19 protein-coding genes are annotated in these 15,358 nt (G+C 68.2%); 13 read left to right on the forward strand and 6 right to left on the reverse strand.

Annotated features, from left to right (window positions below):
* The first annotated feature begins 114 nt into the window (after positions 1-114).
* Positions 115-543, forward strand: coding sequence for a GNAT family N-acetyltransferase (locus tag AC3WLF_RS17935; protein WP_492320181.1), 429 nt, complete (start codon positions 115-117; stop codon positions 541-543).
* A gap of 28 nt (positions 544-571) precedes the next feature.
* Here AC3WLF_RS17935 and AC3WLF_RS17940 read toward each other — a convergent pair whose 3' ends face one another.
* The 3 genes from AC3WLF_RS17940 to ygfZ all read right to left on the reverse strand — a co-directional run bounded on the left by AC3WLF_RS17940 (position 572) and on the right by ygfZ (position 2,798).
* Positions 572-1,399, reverse strand: coding sequence for an NRDE family protein (locus tag AC3WLF_RS17940; protein WP_492320182.1), 828 nt, complete (start codon positions 1,397-1,399; stop codon positions 572-574).
* A gap of 74 nt (positions 1,400-1,473) precedes the next feature.
* Positions 1,474-1,764: a DUF4936 family protein gene (locus tag AC3WLF_RS17945; RefSeq protein WP_013956564.1), complete on the reverse strand. Its 291-nt coding sequence runs from the start codon at positions 1,762-1,764 to the stop codon at positions 1,474-1,476.
* A gap of 17 nt (positions 1,765-1,781) precedes the next feature.
* A complete protein-coding gene (gene ygfZ / locus AC3WLF_RS17950) occupies positions 1,782-2,798 on the reverse strand; it encodes a CAF17-like 4Fe-4S cluster assembly/insertion protein YgfZ (RefSeq protein WP_492320183.1) in 1,017 nt (338 codons plus the stop codon).
* 224 nt (positions 2,799-3,022) lie between these two features.
* On the opposite strand from ygfZ, the gene mltG reads away from it, so the two are divergent.
* From mltG to AC3WLF_RS17990, 8 genes are all read left to right on the forward strand, one after another.
* Entirely contained in the window at positions 3,023-4,018 is a 996-nt protein-coding gene (gene mltG, locus AC3WLF_RS17955) for an endolytic transglycosylase MltG (RefSeq protein ID WP_492320184.1), read from the forward strand.
* 7 nt (positions 4,019-4,025) lie between these two features.
* On the forward strand, positions 4,026-4,637 hold the full coding sequence (gene tmk / locus AC3WLF_RS17960) for a dTMP kinase (protein ID WP_492320185.1): 612 nt from the start codon (positions 4,026-4,028) through the stop codon (positions 4,635-4,637).
* Between the two features lie 117 nt (positions 4,638-4,754).
* The gene (locus AC3WLF_RS17965) at positions 4,755-5,762 is read left to right on the forward strand and encodes a DNA polymerase III subunit delta' (protein ID WP_492320186.1); all 1,008 of its coding nucleotides are present in this window, start codon (positions 4,755-4,757) and stop codon (positions 5,760-5,762) included.
* Between the two features lie 61 nt (positions 5,763-5,823).
* Complete coding sequence (locus AC3WLF_RS17970) at positions 5,824-6,216, forward strand: PilZ domain-containing protein (RefSeq protein WP_010810001.1); 393 nt, start codon at positions 5,824-5,826, stop codon at positions 6,214-6,216.
* A 37-nt stretch (positions 6,217-6,253) separates the two neighbouring features.
* Entirely contained in the window at positions 6,254-6,754 is a 501-nt protein-coding gene (locus AC3WLF_RS17975) for a GNAT family N-acetyltransferase (RefSeq protein WP_492320187.1), read from the forward strand.
* A 24-nt stretch (positions 6,755-6,778) separates the two neighbouring features.
* Positions 6,779-7,573: a TatD family hydrolase gene (locus tag AC3WLF_RS17980; RefSeq protein ID WP_492358575.1), complete on the forward strand. Its 795-nt coding sequence runs from the start codon at positions 6,779-6,781 to the stop codon at positions 7,571-7,573.
* Positions 7,566-8,333, forward strand: coding sequence for an ankyrin repeat domain-containing protein (locus tag AC3WLF_RS17985; RefSeq protein ID WP_492320189.1), 768 nt, complete (start codon positions 7,566-7,568; stop codon positions 8,331-8,333). Before AC3WLF_RS17980 ends, AC3WLF_RS17985 begins: the two co-directional genes overlap by 8 nt.
* A 15-nt stretch (positions 8,334-8,348) precedes the next feature.
* Entirely contained in the window at positions 8,349-8,738 is a 390-nt protein-coding gene (locus AC3WLF_RS17990) for a YkvA family protein (RefSeq protein WP_492358576.1), read from the forward strand.
* 7 nt (positions 8,739-8,745) lie between these two features.
* Here AC3WLF_RS17990 and egtB read toward each other — a convergent pair whose 3' ends face one another.
* On the reverse strand, positions 8,746-10,035 hold the full coding sequence (gene egtB / locus AC3WLF_RS17995) for an ergothioneine biosynthesis protein EgtB (RefSeq protein ID WP_492320190.1): 1,290 nt from the start codon (positions 10,033-10,035) through the stop codon (positions 8,746-8,748).
* Between the two features lie 181 nt (positions 10,036-10,216).
* Complete coding sequence (locus AC3WLF_RS18000) at positions 10,217-10,837, reverse strand: FMN-dependent NADH-azoreductase (RefSeq protein ID WP_018315412.1); 621 nt, start codon at positions 10,835-10,837, stop codon at positions 10,217-10,219.
* A gap of 141 nt (positions 10,838-10,978) precedes the next feature.
* Between AC3WLF_RS18000 and AC3WLF_RS18005 the strand changes: the two genes are divergently transcribed.
* From AC3WLF_RS18005 to AC3WLF_RS18015, 3 genes are all read left to right on the forward strand, one after another.
* Entirely contained in the window at positions 10,979-11,926 is a 948-nt protein-coding gene (locus AC3WLF_RS18005) for a LysR family transcriptional regulator (protein ID WP_492320191.1), read from the forward strand.
* Between the two features lie 197 nt (positions 11,927-12,123).
* Positions 12,124-12,543, forward strand: coding sequence for a DoxX family protein (locus tag AC3WLF_RS18010; protein WP_492320192.1), 420 nt, complete (start codon positions 12,124-12,126; stop codon positions 12,541-12,543).
* A gap of 110 nt (positions 12,544-12,653) precedes the next feature.
* Positions 12,654-13,220 (forward strand): DUF4136 domain-containing protein, encoded by a 567-nt coding sequence (locus AC3WLF_RS18015; protein WP_010809992.1) that lies wholly within the window; start codon positions 12,654-12,656, stop codon positions 13,218-13,220.
* Between the two features lie 18 nt (positions 13,221-13,238).
* On the opposite strand, the gene AC3WLF_RS18020 is transcribed toward AC3WLF_RS18015, so the two are convergent.
* Positions 13,239-14,465, reverse strand: a complete 1,227-nt coding sequence (locus AC3WLF_RS18020) for an EAL domain-containing response regulator (RefSeq protein WP_492320193.1) — start codon at positions 14,463-14,465, stop codon at positions 13,239-13,241.
* Positions 14,466-14,719: 254 nt separating this feature from the next.
* On the opposite strand from AC3WLF_RS18020, the gene AC3WLF_RS18025 reads away from it, so the two are divergent.
* A partial coding sequence (locus tag AC3WLF_RS18025; protein ID WP_492358577.1) for a DNA translocase FtsK 4TM domain-containing protein occupies positions 14,720-15,358 on the forward strand: 639 nt, incomplete at its 3' end.

A 15,358-nucleotide genomic window follows, 5' to 3' on the forward strand; every position in this document is an offset into this window, starting at 1 on the left:
AAATGCCGTCTTTGATCCACTTTGGTGCGATATGCACGCCCCGCACCACAGGCGTATCATGAGCGCCCGCCCGGATTTCGGGCCCTGCCATTCAACCAGCCTGATTGCACCGCCATGCCAGTCACCGTCCTGATCTGCCCCTGGTCCGAAGCCCGCGAACGCGCGCGCGCCATCCGCTACACCGTCTTCGTCGAAGAGCAGGGCGTGCCGGTGGAACTGGAATGGGATGAGTGGGACGAGCCGAGCTGGCACGCGCTGGCGCTGGCCGGGGATGGCACGCCGGTCGCCACCGGACGGCTGCTGCCGGATGGCCATATCGGCCGCATGGCCGTGCTGAAAACCGCGCGCGGCACCGGCGTCGGGGCGCTGGTATTAGAAGCGCTGATGGAGAAGGCGGAGCAGCTCGGGTACCCGGAACTGGTGCTCAATGCGCAGACGCACGCGGCGCCATTCTATGCGCGCGTGGGCTTTGCGCAGGTGGGGCCGGAATTCGAAGAGGCGGGCATCCCGCACGTGGAGATGCGCAAGCGGCTGGCCGGCTGAGCGCCGGAATCCTCGGTTCCAGCGGGCCTCAGCGCGGCGCGGGCACGATGCCGGTGTCGCGTTGCAGGTTCAGCTTGCCGTGGAAGTTGACGTCGCCGATGCGCCCGTCGGCGTCGAAGCTGCGCTCGCTCAGGTCGAAACGGCCATCGTGGCGCACGCGCAGCACCGTGCTGGCGCGCGTGCCGTACAGCGGCGAGCGGATGAAGGCCGACGACAGCAGCTTTTCCCATTCCGGCGCCACGCCCGTGGCAGGCAGTTCGAAATCCGCCGCCTGGCGCGCGTCGGCGAGCATTTGCAGGTAGGGCTCGGCGCTGGCGTTGGCCTGGCCGCTGTCGGCGGCCAGCACTTCGGCCAGCGCGCCCACGCGGCTGCGCACCTTGGGCCAGGGCGTGTCGAGCAGGGCGTTGGACAGGCCGTACAGGCCCGGGCGCAGCCGTTGCGGCTGGCGCGAGGCGGCGCGGTTGCTGTACCACCAGAGTTCACGCAGGTCGCTCGCCAGCAGGTTGAAGCCGTTGTAGCGGCCGTCTTCGCCGGCGAGGCCGTCCAGGTAGTCGAACGGTGCCTCGCGTCCGCGCAGGAAGCCGGCCACCAGCTCGCCGCGCGAGCGCGCGTCGGTGCGTTTTTCGGACGGGGCGCGGTAGTTGGTCAGTGCGGCGAAGCGGCCGTCGGCGTTGACGCCCATCCAGGTGCCGGGCTCGCCGATGACTTCCGCCAGGTCGCGCCCGGCCAGCACCTGCGGCGCATCCTGCCACCAGTGCGCGGCCGCCGCGGGGCGGACATAGAATTCATCGCGGTTGCCGGCGACGACCAGGGCATAGTCCGGGTGGGATTGCCAGGCAACCAGGATCAGACACATCGCTTTGCTTCCTTTGCCGCCGGGGTCGCTGCAGTGGCACCCGGCGTACTTCAGTCCAACGGCAGCCTGGACGCCTACAACACGTCCAGGTCGACAAAGTGCTCGGCCCGCCGCTCGCCATCGACCCATTGGTCCAGCCCGCTCTGCCGCCACAGGCCTTCCAGCGTGGCATCGAACGCGGGCGGCACGTCGGCATAGCACTCCATCCAGGTCTGCACGCCGGCGCGGGTTTCCGGCCTGCGCATCAGCGTACCACCAATTCCGGTTGCTTCGGCGACCGTCTCCATCCAGCGGTGCCAGTGCGGCAGCGCCTCGGCGGCAACGGCTTCCGGGACGCGGAAATAGACGTAGAGGTGATCGCTCATGGCAGGTCCTGTGGGTTTCAGCCAGCGGCCTGGGCGGACTCGCCCAGCGGCACCTCGTAGGGCAGGGTGGCGGTGGCTACTGCCGCGCCCTCGGCGCTGCCCAGGCGCAGCGCGCTGGCGGCGGCATCGATCTTCAGCTCGGCCAGCCCGGCCCAGCCGCCCTGGGGCGCCGGTGCGGCGTTGACGATCATGCCGCACGGCTGGCCCGGATCTTCCGGACGGTAGATTTCAGCCGCGGGCGCCGGCACTTCGCCTTCACCCTGCACCAGCCACATGCGGCGCTTGAGCGTGCCGCGGTACTGGCTGCGCGCCACGATTTCCTGGCCGGGATAGCAGCCCTTGCGGAAATTGACCCCGCCCACCAGTTCGAAATTGATCATCTGCGGCACGAACTGCTCTTGCGTGGCCGCGACGATGCGGGGCAGGCCCGACTGCACTTCCAGCCAGTCCCACAGCGCGGGCGACGCGCCCTGCAGCGTGGCGGCAAGTGCCGCGCGCACCGCCTCGGCGCGCTCGGCCGGCAGCACCAGCTGCCAGCGCGGCTGGCCCGCGCCATCCGGCAGGCGGATCACGGTGATGCCGTCGGCTTCGGCCACGGCAAAGGCGACCTCCGGCACGGGCAGGCCGGCAGCGGCCAGGGCTTTGGCAGCGCCGGCCCCGGCGAGGCCGAGGACCGCATGGGTGGGGGTGATGTCTGACAATTTGGCCTTGGAGCGCAGCACGAACATCGACAGGCGCTTCTGCACCGGGGCCTGGATGTCGGCCGACAGCTGCAGCACGATGCCTCCGGCATCGCGCCACATCAGGAAGGTGGCGAGCAGGCGCCCCTTGGGCGAGCAATAGCCCGCCAGGCGGGCCGCGCCGGCCTTCAGGTCTTCGACCGCATTGGTCAGCTGGGTGTGCAGGAAGCTGCCGGCATCGTCGCCGGCCACACGGACCAGGCCGAGCCCGGCCGGGCTGCAGACGATGCCGCTGCCGCTCAAGGCTTCAAGGGTTGCGGCGAGTTCCTGGGCTTGGGCATTCATCACTGGCATTGCGTGGCAATCGTTGAGGCAATTCGGGAGAGGGAAGGCACCGGTCGTGCGCCGTGCCGGGCGGGCCGGCAAGCGGCGCCCGCGCCGCGGCGCATGGTCGGTGCGAGGCTGCCGGTTATTATATGGGGCTATGAGATTTTCGGCCGGCGCCGGCAGCACGTGGCGGCAAGCGGTGGTGCGCAAGCCTTCCGACGAATCCGGCCAGCCGCCCCTATTCCTGATACATGAAACGATTTTTCCTTAGTCTTGGCCTGGCCATCCTGGTGTTCGCGCTGGCGGCCGCGGGCGCGTTCGCGTGGTGGGCCAATCACCCGCTGCCCCTCAGCAAGTCACCCGTGGAAGTGGTGATCAAGCCCAATTCCGGCGTCGCCAGCGTCGGCCGCCAGATCCAGCGCGGCGGCGTCGGCATGGACCCGCGGCTGTTCCTGCTGCTGGTGCGCCTGACCGGCCACGGCCCTGACCTGAAGGCAGGCGGCTATGAATTCGTGACCGGCGCCACGCCGCTGTCGATCATCGGCAAGCTGGCGCGCGGCGAGGTCACCCACTATGTGGTCACGGTGATCGAGGGCTGGGAATTCCGCAAGATGCGCGCCGCCGTGGACGCCAGCCCGGCGCTGCGGCACGACACCCGGGACATGTCCGATGCGGACCTGATGAAGGCAATCGGCGCGGCCGAGACCTCGCCCGAAGGCATGTTCTTCCCGGACACCTACCTGTTCGCGCGCGGCAGCAGCGATATCGACCTGTACAAGCACGCCTACCGTGCCATGCAGCGGCGCCTGAACGAGGCCTGGAACGCACGCTCGCCCGACCTGCCGTACAAGACCCCGTACGAGGCCCTGGTGATGGCGTCGATCGTCGAGAAAGAAACCGGCCAGGCCACCGAACGCCCGATGATCGCCGCCGTGTTCATCAACCGGCTGCGCAAGAACATGATGCTGCAGACCGACCCGACCGTGATCTACGGCCTGGGCGATGGCTTCGACGGCGACCTGCGCAAGCGCGACCTGCTGGCCGACACCCCGTACAATACGTACACCCGCACCGGCCTGCCGCCCACGCCGATTGCGCTGCCGGGGCTGGCCTCGCTGGCGGCGGCCACCACGCCGGCGCCATCCGACGCACTGTACTTCGTCGCCCGCGGCGACGGCAGCAGCCATTTCTCCAACTCGCTTCCCGAACACAACCGCGCGGTCGACAAGTACCAGCGCGGCAAATAGGCATTCCATGCGCGGAAAATTCATTACGTTTGAAGGCATCGACGGCGCCGGCAAGAGCACCCATATCGACTGGGTCGCCGACCGCCTGCGCGCACGCAGCGATATTGCCGGTGTCGTCACCACCCGCGAGCCCGGCGGCACGTCGCTGGGCGAAGACCTGCGCCAGATCCTGCTGCATCGCAAGATGCACCTGGAAACCGAGGCGCTGCTGATGTTCGCGGCCCGGCGCGAGCATATCGCCGAGGTCATCGCCCCCGCGCTGGAGCGCGGCAAGTGGGTGATTTCCGACCGCTTCACCGACGCCACCTTCGCCTACCAGGGCGGGGGCAGGGGCCTGGCCACCGAGCGCCTGGAAGTGCTGGAAGACTGGGTGCAGGGCAGCCTGCAGCCGGACCTGACGCTGCTCTTCGACGTGCCGCTGGAAACCGCCAGCGAGCGCCTGGCCGGCGCGCGCGCGCCTGACAAGTTCGAATCCGAGTCGCGCGCGTTCTTCCAGCGCACCCGCGATGAATACCTGCGCCGCGCGGCCCAGTCGCCGCAGCGCTTCCGGGTGATCGACGCCACCCGCAGCATTGCTGACATTCGCGATGAACTTGAAAAAATCATCGCAACTGTCTGATTTCTGGCCGATATATGCCTGGCGTGATAGACATGAGTGCTGCGCCATTGTGGAAGCTGCAATGACGGGGCTATCACAGGTAAAACTTGAAGTTAGATCACCAACCTACTGATTCACATGCTATATCCCTGGCAGAAGGAAGACTGGCAAAGGCTTGGCGCGCTGCGTGAACGGCTGCCGCATGCCTTGCTGATCCATGGCCAGCAAGGCATCGGCAAGCGCGACCTGGCCCTGCATTTCGCGCAGGGGCTGTTGTGCGAGGCGCCGCTGCCGGACGGCCAGCCCTGTGGCCAGTGCGCCGCCTGCCACTGGTTCAGCCAGGGCAACCACCCGGACTTCACCGTGGTGCGGCCCGAGGCGCTGGACGCCGCGGCCGAGGCCGAGACCGACGAGGGCGGCAAGAAGAAGGCGCCCAGCAAGATCATCCGCATGGAGCAGGTGCGCGCACTGATCGAGGCCGTGGGCGTGGGCACGCACCGGGCCGGGCTGCGCGTGGTGGTGGTGTATCCGCTCGATGCGCTGCAGACCGAGGGCGCCAACGCACTGCTGAAGACGCTGGAAGAGCCGCCGCCGTCCACCGTGTTCCTGCTGGTGACCGACCGCCTCGACCGCATCCTGCCGACCATCCTGTCGCGCTGCCGCCAGTTCTCGGCCCAGCGCCCGACGCCGGAGGCAGCGCTGGCCTGGCTGCGCGGCCAGGGCGTGGCCGATGCCGAGGCCCAGCTGGCGCTGGCCGGCGGTTCGCCGCTGACCGCGCTGCATGCGGCCGAGGCCGAGGAGCAGCCGCTGCAGCGCTGGCTGGTCGGCCAGCTGGGCGCCGCCGCCGCCTTCGACGCCGCTGCGGCGGCCGAGCAACTGCAGAAGCTGCCGGTGCCTGCCGTGCTTGGCATCCTCCAGCGCTGGACGTACGATCTCCTGACGCTGCGCCTGGACGGCAGCGCCACGCCGCGGTACCTGCCCAAGGAACGGGCCGTGCTGGCGCGCTGCGCCGGGGCCACCGACGCGCGCCGCCTGCAGGCCTTTGCCAGCCGGTTGAGCGCGCATCGCCGCAGCGAGAACCATCCGCTGGCGGCCCGGCTGGTGATGGAAGCGGTATTCCTGGAATACCGCCAGCTGTTCCGGTAGTACGCCTGGCAGTCAAAAAAAGCCATAACAACAAGCAGCACCGTCATTCAGGGGGTCAACCATGAACACAGCAGTCGCCGGCGCACCGCCCGCTGCGCCAACCGGCAGCGGGGCGGCATCGCGTCCCAATGTGCTGTCCTTGTCGATCAAGGACCAGGCCGGGCTGTATGCGGCCTATATGCCGTTCCTGGCGCGCGGCGGCATTTTCGTGCCGTCGAACCGGCCGTTCCGGCTGGGCGAGCAGGTGTTCCTGGTGCTGTCGCTGCTGGACCGGCCGCAGAAATACCAGATCGCGGGCCATGTGGCCTGGATTACCCCGGCGGGCACGCCGATGAAGACCCCCGGCGTCGGCGTGCATTTCCCCGACGACGACAACGGGCGCAACCTGCGCCGCGCGGTGGAGGAGATCCTGGGCAAGATGCTGGAGTCCGGGCGCCCCACGCAAACTTTATGAACGTTGTGAGGTTGTTATCACAACATTTTGATTTTCAATGAATTTTTCACTTCGCATTGCCGAGCTCCGCGACCTGCCGGGCATCGTTGCCATCTATAACAGCACCGTGCCCTCGCGTATGGTCACCGCCGATACCGAACCGGTCACCGTGGCTTCACGCCAGGCCTGGTTCGATGCCCACCAGCCCGGGCGCCGCCCGCTGTGGGTGTGCGAGGATGCCGACGGCCGCATGGCCGGCTGGATGAGCTTTTCAGACTTCTACGGCCGCCCGGCCTACGGCGCCACCGCCGAGGTGTCGATCTACCTGGACGCGCAGCGCCGCGGCCAGGGGCTGGGCCGCTACCTGCTGCAACAGGCCATCGACCATGCGCCCAGGGTCGGGGTGAACACGCTGCTCGGCTTTATCTTCGGCCACAATGCGCCCAGCCTGGGCCTGTTCGCGTCGCTGGGCTTTACGCGCTGGGGCGACCTGCCGCGCGTTGCCGTGCTCGACGGTGTCGAGCGCGACCTGATCATCGTCGGCCGCCGCGTGGACTGAGCCGCCCGCCAACAGAGATTCCCCATGTTTGTCGATTCCCACTGCCATATCGATTTCCCCGAGCTGGCCGCGCGCCTGCCGGAACTGCTGGAGAACATGCGCGCCAACCAGGTCACGCATGCGCTGTGCATCTCGGTCACGCTGGAAGACTTCCCGCGCGTGCTGGCGCTGGCCGAGCAGCATCCCAACCTGTACGCCTCGGTCGGCGTACACCCGGACTACGAAGAGGGCGAGGAACCCACGCTGGAGCGCCTGGTGGAGCTGTCCGCCCATCCGCGCGTGGTCGGCACCGGCGAGACCGGGCTGGACTACTACCGCCTGAACGGCCGCAGCATCGCCGACATGGAATGGCAGCGCGATCGCTTCCGCACCCATATCCGCGCCGCGCGCCAGACCGGCAAGCCGCTGATCATCCATACCCGCTCGTCCGCCGACGACACGCTGCGCCTGATGCGCGAAGAGAACGCGCGCGAGGCCGGCGGCGTGATGCACTGCTTCACCGAGACCTGGGACGTCGCCCGCCAGGCCCTGGACGAGGGTTTCCAAATCTCGTTCTCCGGCATCGTCACCTTCAAGAGCGCGGCCGACCTGCAGGAGACCGCGCGCAAGGTGCCGCTGGAGCGCATGCTGATCGAGACCGATTCGCCTTACCTGGCGCCGGTGCCATACCGCGGCAAGACCAACGAACCTGCCTGGGTGCGCCATGTGGGCGAGTTCATCGCGCAGCTGCGCGGGGTCCCGGTGGAACAGGTTGCGGAGCAGACGACGGAAAATTTCTTCAATCTATTCAAGCACATTGACAGGGAGTCGCATGTTTGACATGAAGTTTGCCCGACGCGCCGCCGGCGCCCTTGCGCTGGCCGCCGCCACCCTGGCGCAGGCGGCGCCTGCCGACGACATGCGCAAGGCCGTCGAATTCGACGACGCCAACACCGTCAAGAAGCTGCTGGCCAAGGGCGTCGATCCCAACCTGGTGGACAGCCGCGGCAACCCGGCGCTGGTGCTGGCGCTGCGCGAGAAGTCGCTGAAGGCGGCCACGGTGCTGATCCGCGCCAAGGACATCGACTTCGACAAGGCCAACCCGGCCGGCGAGACCCCGCTGATGATGGCCGCGCTGCAGGGCGAGCTGGACATGGTCAAGCTGATGGTCGACGAGATGGAGGCCGAGATCAACAAGACCGGCTGGACCCCGCTGCACTATGCGGCCACCAATGGCCACAACAACGTGGTCAAGTACCTGGTCGACCATGCCGCCTATATCGACGCCGAAAGCCCCAACGGCACCACGCCGCTGATGATGGCCGCGCGTGGCGGCCATATCGAGACCGTCAAGCTGCTGCTGGACGAGGGCGCCGACATGCGCCTGAAGAACCAGCAGGGCATGACCGTGATCGACTTCGCCGAGCGCTACAACCAGGCCGAGATCGCCAAGGGCCTGAAGGCGCGCTGGCAGAAGCTGTACCCGCAGACGCCGATCGTGGCGGCGCCGCCGCTGAAGGCGCCCACCGGCGAGCCGGGCGGGCAGCGGCCCGCGGCGCAGCAACCCGCGGCGCAGCAGCCCAAGACCAAGGGCTGGTAAGCGCTGATGCCGGCGATGGCCGTCGGCGCACGCCTGCGCCAATGGGCGCGCGGGCTCAAGGCGAGCCTGCTGACGCTATGGTTTTGCAGCCGCCACCGCGGCACGCCGTGGAGCGCGCGGCTGCTGGCCGCGCTGGTGGTGGCCTACGCCTTCAGCCCGATCGACCTGATCCCCGATTTCATCCCGGTGCTGGGCTATGTCGATGACGTGCTGCTGGTGCCGCTGGGCATCTGGCTGGCTCTGCGGATGATTCCGGTGCCAGTGAAGGATGAATGCCGCGGCCGGGCCGATGCATGGCAGGCCACGCATGCAAAACGGCCGCGCAATCGCGCGGCCGCCGTGGTCATCGTGCTGGTGTGGGTGTTGCTGGCCTGGCTGGCGTGGCGCTGGCTGGCGCCGCGCTAAAGCGCGGTCAGACGTCGTCCGCCAGCCGCACGCCCGTGAACTGCCAGCGCTGGTGCGGATAGAAGAAGTTGCGGTACGTCGCCCGGATATGCGATTCGGGCGTGACGCACGACCCGCCGCGCAGCACCATCTGGCCGCTCATGAACTTGCCGTTGTACTCGCCCACCGCACCCGCGTTCGGGCGGAAGCCCGGATACGGCAGGAAGGCGCTGCCGGTCCATTCCCACACATCGCCGAACATCTGGCGCAGCACGCCTGAGGTGTTCTGCCGGTCCGGCAACGGCCGCAGCGCGCGGCCTTCAACAAAATTCCCGGTGGCGGGCAGGCCGCGCGCCGCGTGCTCCCATTCGGCCTCGGTCGGCAGCCGGCGTTCGGCCCAGCGCGCGAATGCCTCGGCCTCATAGAAGCTGACGTGGGTGACGGGGCTGTCCGGGTCGACCGGATGCATCCCGCGCAGCGTCATCTGCCACCACGTGCCTTCGCGTTCTTCCCAGTAGAGCGGGGCCAGGATGCCTTGCTCGCACAGCCAGCGCCAGCCGTCGGACAACCACAGCCCGGCCGTCTGGTAGCCGCCATCCTCGATGAATTCAAACCATTGCCGGTTGCTGACCGGGTGCGAGCACAGCGTGAACGGTGCCAGGTAGGCCTTGTGCCGCGGGCTTTCACAGTCAAAGGCAAAGGTCTCGCCGCGGTGGCCGATCTCCACCAGGCCGCCGTCAAAGCCGATCCAGTCCGGCGCGGGCCGAGGGTCGGCGATCACCGGCTCGGGCAGTTCCGGGGCAAAGGCGGGGCGCAGCGGGTTCTGCGCGAACAGATGCAGGATGTCGGTCAGCAGCAGTTCCTGGTGCTGCTGTTCATGCTGCAGGCCAAGCATGATCAGCGCCGCCTCGTCATCGGTCTGGGCGCTGCCCAGCAGGGTCAGCATCGATTCGTCCACGGCCTCGCGGTAGGCCAGCACCTCGTCCAGCGAGGGGCGGGTCAGCTGCCCGCGCTGCGGCCGCGGGTGGCGCGGGCCGACCGCTTCGTAGTACGAGTTGAATAGGTAGCGGTAGTCCGGGTCCACCGGCTCGTAATCGGGGATCCGCGCAGCCAGCACGAATTCCTCGAAGAACCATGTGGTGTGCGCCAGGTGCCATTTTGCCGGGCTGGCGTCGTCCATGGACTGCACGGTGGCATCGGCATCGGACAGGTCGGCCACCAGGGTCTCGGTGGCGGTGCGTACGTGGCGATACTGCGAAAGCAGGGCGGGTTCGTGCGGCGGATGGAGGGCGGCGGCTGGCAACAGGGCTGAAGTCATGCGGGCTCCCGGGAGTGGATCGGTCGATGACTGCAGGCGGCAGGACAGCCGCGGGCAAATAGCCGGGGCCGGCGCGCCGCCCATGGCACGCGGGGCGCCGTAGCGCCCCGATCCATCATAGACCCGATCCGTCCGCGGGGCGAGCCGGCGCCGTCCTGCAGCGCCGGCCGGCCACAGGACTTCAGGCGGCCAGGCGGCTGGCGTCGTTCAGTGCCGCGATTTCGGTGCGGGCGCTGGCCAGGCCGGCTTCGCGGAACTGCGGACCCATGGCCAGGCCGTGAGCACGCACGTAGGTGATGTCGGTGATGCCCAGGAAGCGGAACACGATGTCGACGGTCTTTTCGTGCAGGTCCAGCTCATTGGCATCCTGGCGCACGCCGCCGCGCGACGACACCACGATCACGCGCTTGCCGCCGGCCAGGCCCACCGGGCCGTTCTCGGTGTACTTGAAGGTGCGGCCAGCCTGCGCGATGCGGTCGATCCAGGCCTTGAGCTGGCTGGGGATGCTGAAGTTGTACTGCGGCACGCCCACCACCAGCACGTCGGCGGCCAGGAATTCGGCCAGCCATTGCTCGGTGCGCTGCAGCTCGGCTTCCTGAACGGCGTTCAGGCCTTCCTTCGGGCCGCCCAGCACGGGCAGCAGGTTGCCGGACAGGTGCGCCGGAGCGTCCTGGTCCAGGTCGCGCACGGTGACCTTGGCGCCCGGGTTGGCGGCGACCAGGTCGGCCACCACGCTGGCGGTCAGGCTGCGCGAAACGGAGTTGTCGCCAAGGACGCTGGAATCGATCTGCAGGATGTTCATGTCTATCTCCACAAGGGGTGCGGTTGCGATGGATGAAAGATAGCGGCTGGCCATTGGTATCGGTAGTGAGGCAAAATGCAAATGATTGTTCTACCGACGCAACGCCAGCCTGGCGGCCGCACGGTGATCCCGGAGCCATCCATGCAAGACCTCAACGACTTGTCCCTGTTTGCCCAGGTGGTCGAACACGGCAGTTTTTCCGCGGCCAGCCGCGCCTCAGGCGTGCCCAAGTCACGCCTGAGCCGGCGCATCGCCCAGTTGGAGCGCGACCTGGGCGTGCAGCTGCTGCGCCGCACGACACGGCAGGTGCGCGTTACGCCGCTTGGCGAATCCTTCTACGAACGCTGCCGCGCCATGCTCAATGAGGCCAAGGCGGCCCGCGAGGTCATCGAGCAGGCGCGCGAGCAGCCCGGCGGCACGCTGCGCGTGAGTTGCCCGATCGCCATCGCCCAGATCCTGCTGGCACCGGCGATCGGCCATTTCATGCGCGCCAACCCGGCCGTGCGCATCGAGCTGGAGACCACCAACCGGCGCGTGGACGTGATCGGCGAAGGCTTCGACCTGGCCCTGCGCGTGCGCGAGTCCATGGAGGACTCCAGCCTGGCCGTGCGCACCTTCGGTGAAAGCCAGCTGATGCTGGTGGCCAGCCCCGCGCTGCTGGACAGCATCGGCCGCCCGCGCACACCGCAGGCGCTGGACGGCATGCCGGGCGTGGGACAGCCGCCGCACGACGGCAAGCATGTCTGGAACCTGCGCTGCAAGACCAGCGACTCGATCCAGATTGCCTATGAACCGCACCTGGTCACCGAAGACTTCGTGCTGCTGCGCGAGGCGGCGATCGCCGGCGCGGGCGTGGCCATGCTGCCGCGGATGTATTGCCGCGATGCGCTGGAAAGCGGCGAGCTGGAACTGGTGTTGCCGCAGTACGACATGCCGGTCGGCACGCTGCATGCGGTGTTCCCCTCCCGCAAGGGCGTGACGCCTGCCACCCGGCGTTTTCTCGACTTCCTGGGCGAGGTCCTGCCCGAATGCGCATCCAAGGTCGGCATGCTTGAGCCGCGGCAGCCGGCGATGCACCGGCTGGTGTAGCGCAGGCCTCCCGGATACGGCATGGCGGGATTGGCGAGGTGGTGTGCCGGTCGCATCCCGGCCAGCAGGCAGTCTCGTATTTGCGGCTTTACCTTCACGCCGCCTCGCACTAAGGTACAGGGGCGAACCTTGCGCGTGAGGGTAAAGGCGCTTGGCTTCGACAACCAACTCGACAGACAACGGCAAGGAGAACGGCCATGGGTGGCTCTCAGGGTTCCCAGGACTTGGGCAAGGCGCTGCTGCGCATCGTGCTTGGCGTGTTGATCCTGATGCACGGCATCGCCAAGCTGACCGGTGCGTCCGGCATGGGCTTTGTGGGGAAGGTGGTCGCCGACGCCGGCTTGCCGGCATGGCTGGCCTACGGCGTCTACATTGGGGAAGTAGTGGCCCCGATCCTGCTGATCATCGGGCTGTGGAGCCGGCTGGCGGCGCTGATCGTTGCCATCAACATGCTGTTTGCGGTGGCGCTGGTGCATACCAAGCAGCTCGGCATGCTGTCCGATACCGGCGGCTGGGCGCTTGAGTTGCAAGGGATGTTCCTGGCCGCGGCGCTGGCGGTGGCCCTGCTGGGCGCGGGCCGGTTCAGCGTGGGCGGCATCAATGGCAAGCTGAATTAGCCCATCGGGTCAGATGGCGTACGGTGCGCCGGCGTTCCGGCGCCGGTGGCGCTTGCGCGTGGCGGCATGGCTGCATGTGCGCGCTGCCGCGGACATCATGGAGATGTATCGTGAAACCCTTCCGGCAGCTATTTCCGGTCGTGGCCGCGGCGCTGGTCCTGTCAGGCTGCGCCAGCGTGCCCGACATCAAGACCGACTACAACCGCAGCACTGACTTCAGTGCCTACCGCAGCTTTGGCTTCGTCGAGCATCTCGGCACCGATCGCCAGGGCTATGAAAGCCTGACCACCCAGTACTTCAAGTCCGCCGTGCAGCGGGAACTGACCGCGCGCGGCTACCGCTATGCGGCGCAGTCGCCGGACTTGCTGGTCAACTTCAATGCCCGGCTGCAGGAGAAGGTCCAGGTCAGCCCGGCGCCGACGCCGATGATGGGCTACTACGGTTATCGCGGCGGGCTGTATGCGCCGTGGCCGGGCTACGGCTTCTACAACGACGTCTATACCTACACCGAAGGCACGGTCAACATCGACCTGGTCGACCGGCGCCAGATGAAGCTGGTCTGGGAAGGCGTGGCGGTGGGCAGCGTGGACACCAGCGACAAGGCCAGCGCCCAGCAGCGCATCGACAAGACCGTGGCGCAGATCTTTGCCAAGTATCCGTTCCGGGCCGCGCAGTAGCGCGGGCTCGGGGCCAGCTCACGCCGCCGGCGTGACTGCCGCCCGGTCGATGGCATCCGCGACGAAGACCTCGGCCGGCTTGGGCGCGGACCACAGGTAGCCCTGGCCCAGTGGGCAGCGCAGCGCCAGCAGCGCTGCGCGCTGGGCGTCGGTCTCGACGCCTTCGGCCACGCACTCCAGGCCCAGCTCGCGCGCCAGGTTGATCATGTTGCGGCAGATCGCGGCACGCTGGCCATGTCCGTCGACATCGACAATGAACGAGCGGTCGAGCTTCAGCTGCGTGAAAGGCAGGTCCGCCAGCAGCTTGAGCGTGGCGATGCCAACGCCGAAATCGTCGATCGCCACGCCGTAGCCGAGCAGCCGCAAGCGGTTCAGCGCGACCGACAGGGCCAGCGTATCGGGCACCGGATAGCCCTCGGTCAACTCCACCGTCAGCGCTTGCCGCGGCACGCCGCTGGCGGCCACCAGGGCATCGAACGTCTCCAGCACACCGGGCCGGCACAGGGTTTGCGCCGAGGCATTGATGCCCAGCGTGATGTGGATGCCCGCCGCGCGCAGCCGCTGCTGCGCTGCCAGGCACTGGCGGGTTACGAAGAAGAACACCGGGTCGGCCGCGTCGAGCGCTTCGAGCCGTGGGATAAAGAGGTCGGGCTGCACCAGGCCGTGTTCGGGATGGCGCCAGCGCACCAGCGCCTCGGCACCGGCCAGCCGGCCGCTGGCAATCTCGTGCTGGGGCTGCAGCATGACCAGCAGGTCCGTGCCCGAGCGGGTGGCGGCGACCAGTTCTGCGTCGTCGGGCGACCACGCCGGCGGGGCGGATTCGCCCGCAGGCTGGCGCACCAGCGCATCGGCCAGGATCTCTTCCACTGCATCGCGCGACAGCGGCTTGCGCAGCGCGTGCACGCGCGGGATGCCGGCGGCGTGCGCCAGGCCGCGGTTTGAATCCAGGATGTCCTCCGCCAGCGCCGTCACCCAGACCCACACCGGCGCCGCCCCGGCAAAGGCATGCTGCCCGCGCCGGTGCAGCTCGGCAATCAGCTCGGGGCCGTTGCCGCCAGGCATTTCGATGTCGCAGAACACGATGTCGAACGGTTCGCGTGCAAGGATCTCGGCCGCCTGCGTGCCGTTTTCAGCGCAGACCAGGGTCTGCACGCCCAGATGCCGCAGCATGCCCTTGGCCGCGACGCGTTGGAACGGATGGTCTTCGACGACAAGAACGCGCAGCCTGGCGTAGCGGATCGGCATGGGGGAGGGGGAGGCGGCGGGCCGCCTGGAATGCAATTCGATTGGGGGTTGCCCGCATGGTAGCGCGGCGCCGCTGCGCCAACCACCGGATGGCGCAAAGTCTGGCGCCGCTGGCATCCGGAATCGCACAGGGATCGTAGCGCAATCGCCCCGGAAACGCGCTGCGTTACGAATATTTGCGCTTTCCGATTCAATCGCCGCCTGCCATAACCGCTACAATCGCTGCCCGTAGTTTTGAACATGGCATGTCGATAATGGGTTTTGGCTGGTTCGGATTTTCGACTTTCTGGATAGTGCCGCTGGTCTGGCGGCTGGTGACGCGCTGGCTCGCCGGCGAGCGCCGGCTGGCAGGGCCCGGCTCATTGCGCGTCTGGCTTGGCACGCTCACCGTGCTGTGCGCGAGCGCCAGCCTGGAAGCACTGACCAGTGGCAGCGATCCGGACTCGAGCGCCGGCGGTTCGGCTGGTCGCGCACTGGCCGGCATGATGGGCAACCTGTTCGGCTGGACCGGTGCCTTGCTGTTGATGCTGGGCGTACTGGCGCTGGCCGCGCCGATGGTGTTCGGTGAAACCTGGCGCAGGCTGTTTTCGCGCAAGCCGCGCCGCGCCGCCGCGCCTGACGCGGCGCCGGAAGAGCCGCCGGTTTCCTTTGCTGCCACCCAGCCGATGCGCGAGGCAGAGCGCCGCGATGCGCCGGCGGCAGGCAACCCCGGCTGGACCGCGCCCGCCACGCGCCATCGCAGCTTCGAAGCGGTTTCGGCGCGCCGCCAGCCCGCCTGGCAACCGCCGCGCCGCACGCGTGAATCCCCGCCGCAGCCGGGCGAGATCTGGCTGCACCACGCCGAGTCGCCGGGCGCGGTCAAGCCGGCGCGCAGCGCGCCGCCCGCACCCGCC

Source organism: Cupriavidus sp. FW306-01-F10A, assembly GCF_058782785.1.

Coding starts and splice junctions, on each gene's coding strand:
- AC3WLF_RS17980 (WP_492358575.1), top strand. CDS start 6,779: ATGTTTGTCGATTCCCACTGCCATATCGATTTCCCCGAGCTGGCCGCG.
- AC3WLF_RS18020 (WP_492320193.1), bottom strand. CDS start 14,465: ATGCCGATCCGCTACGCCAGGCTGCGCGTTCTTGTCGTCGAAGACCAT.
- AC3WLF_RS18005 (WP_492320191.1), top strand. CDS start 10,979: ATGCAAGACCTCAACGACTTGTCCCTGTTTGCCCAGGTGGTCGAACAC.
- ygfZ (WP_492320183.1), bottom strand. CDS start 2,798: ATGCCAGTGATGAATGCCCAAGCCCAGGAACTCGCCGCAACCCTTGAA.
- AC3WLF_RS17990 (WP_492358576.1), top strand. CDS start 8,349: ATGGCCGTCGGCGCACGCCTGCGCCAATGGGCGCGCGGGCTCAAGGCG.
- AC3WLF_RS17965 (WP_492320186.1), top strand. CDS start 4,755: ATGCTATATCCCTGGCAGAAGGAAGACTGGCAAAGGCTTGGCGCGCTG.
- AC3WLF_RS17935 (WP_492320181.1), top strand. CDS start 115: ATGCCAGTCACCGTCCTGATCTGCCCCTGGTCCGAAGCCCGCGAACGC.
- AC3WLF_RS17975 (WP_492320187.1), top strand. CDS start 6,254: ATGAATTTTTCACTTCGCATTGCCGAGCTCCGCGACCTGCCGGGCATC.
- egtB (WP_492320190.1), bottom strand. CDS start 10,035: ATGACTTCAGCCCTGTTGCCAGCCGCCGCCCTCCATCCGCCGCACGAA.
- AC3WLF_RS18010 (WP_492320192.1), top strand. CDS start 12,124: ATGGGTGGCTCTCAGGGTTCCCAGGACTTGGGCAAGGCGCTGCTGCGC.
- AC3WLF_RS17940 (WP_492320182.1), bottom strand. CDS start 1,399: ATGTGTCTGATCCTGGTTGCCTGGCAATCCCACCCGGACTATGCCCTG.
- AC3WLF_RS17970 (WP_010810001.1), top strand. CDS start 5,824: ATGAACACAGCAGTCGCCGGCGCACCGCCCGCTGCGCCAACCGGCAGC.
- mltG (WP_492320184.1), top strand. CDS start 3,023: ATGAAACGATTTTTCCTTAGTCTTGGCCTGGCCATCCTGGTGTTCGCG.
- AC3WLF_RS18000 (WP_018315412.1), bottom strand. CDS start 10,837: ATGAACATCCTGCAGATCGATTCCAGCGTCCTTGGCGACAACTCCGTT.
- AC3WLF_RS17985 (WP_492320189.1), top strand. CDS start 7,566: ATGTTTGACATGAAGTTTGCCCGACGCGCCGCCGGCGCCCTTGCGCTG.
- AC3WLF_RS17945 (WP_013956564.1), bottom strand. CDS start 1,764: ATGAGCGATCACCTCTACGTCTATTTCCGCGTCCCGGAAGCCGTTGCC.
- tmk (WP_492320185.1), top strand. CDS start 4,026: ATGCGCGGAAAATTCATTACGTTTGAAGGCATCGACGGCGCCGGCAAG.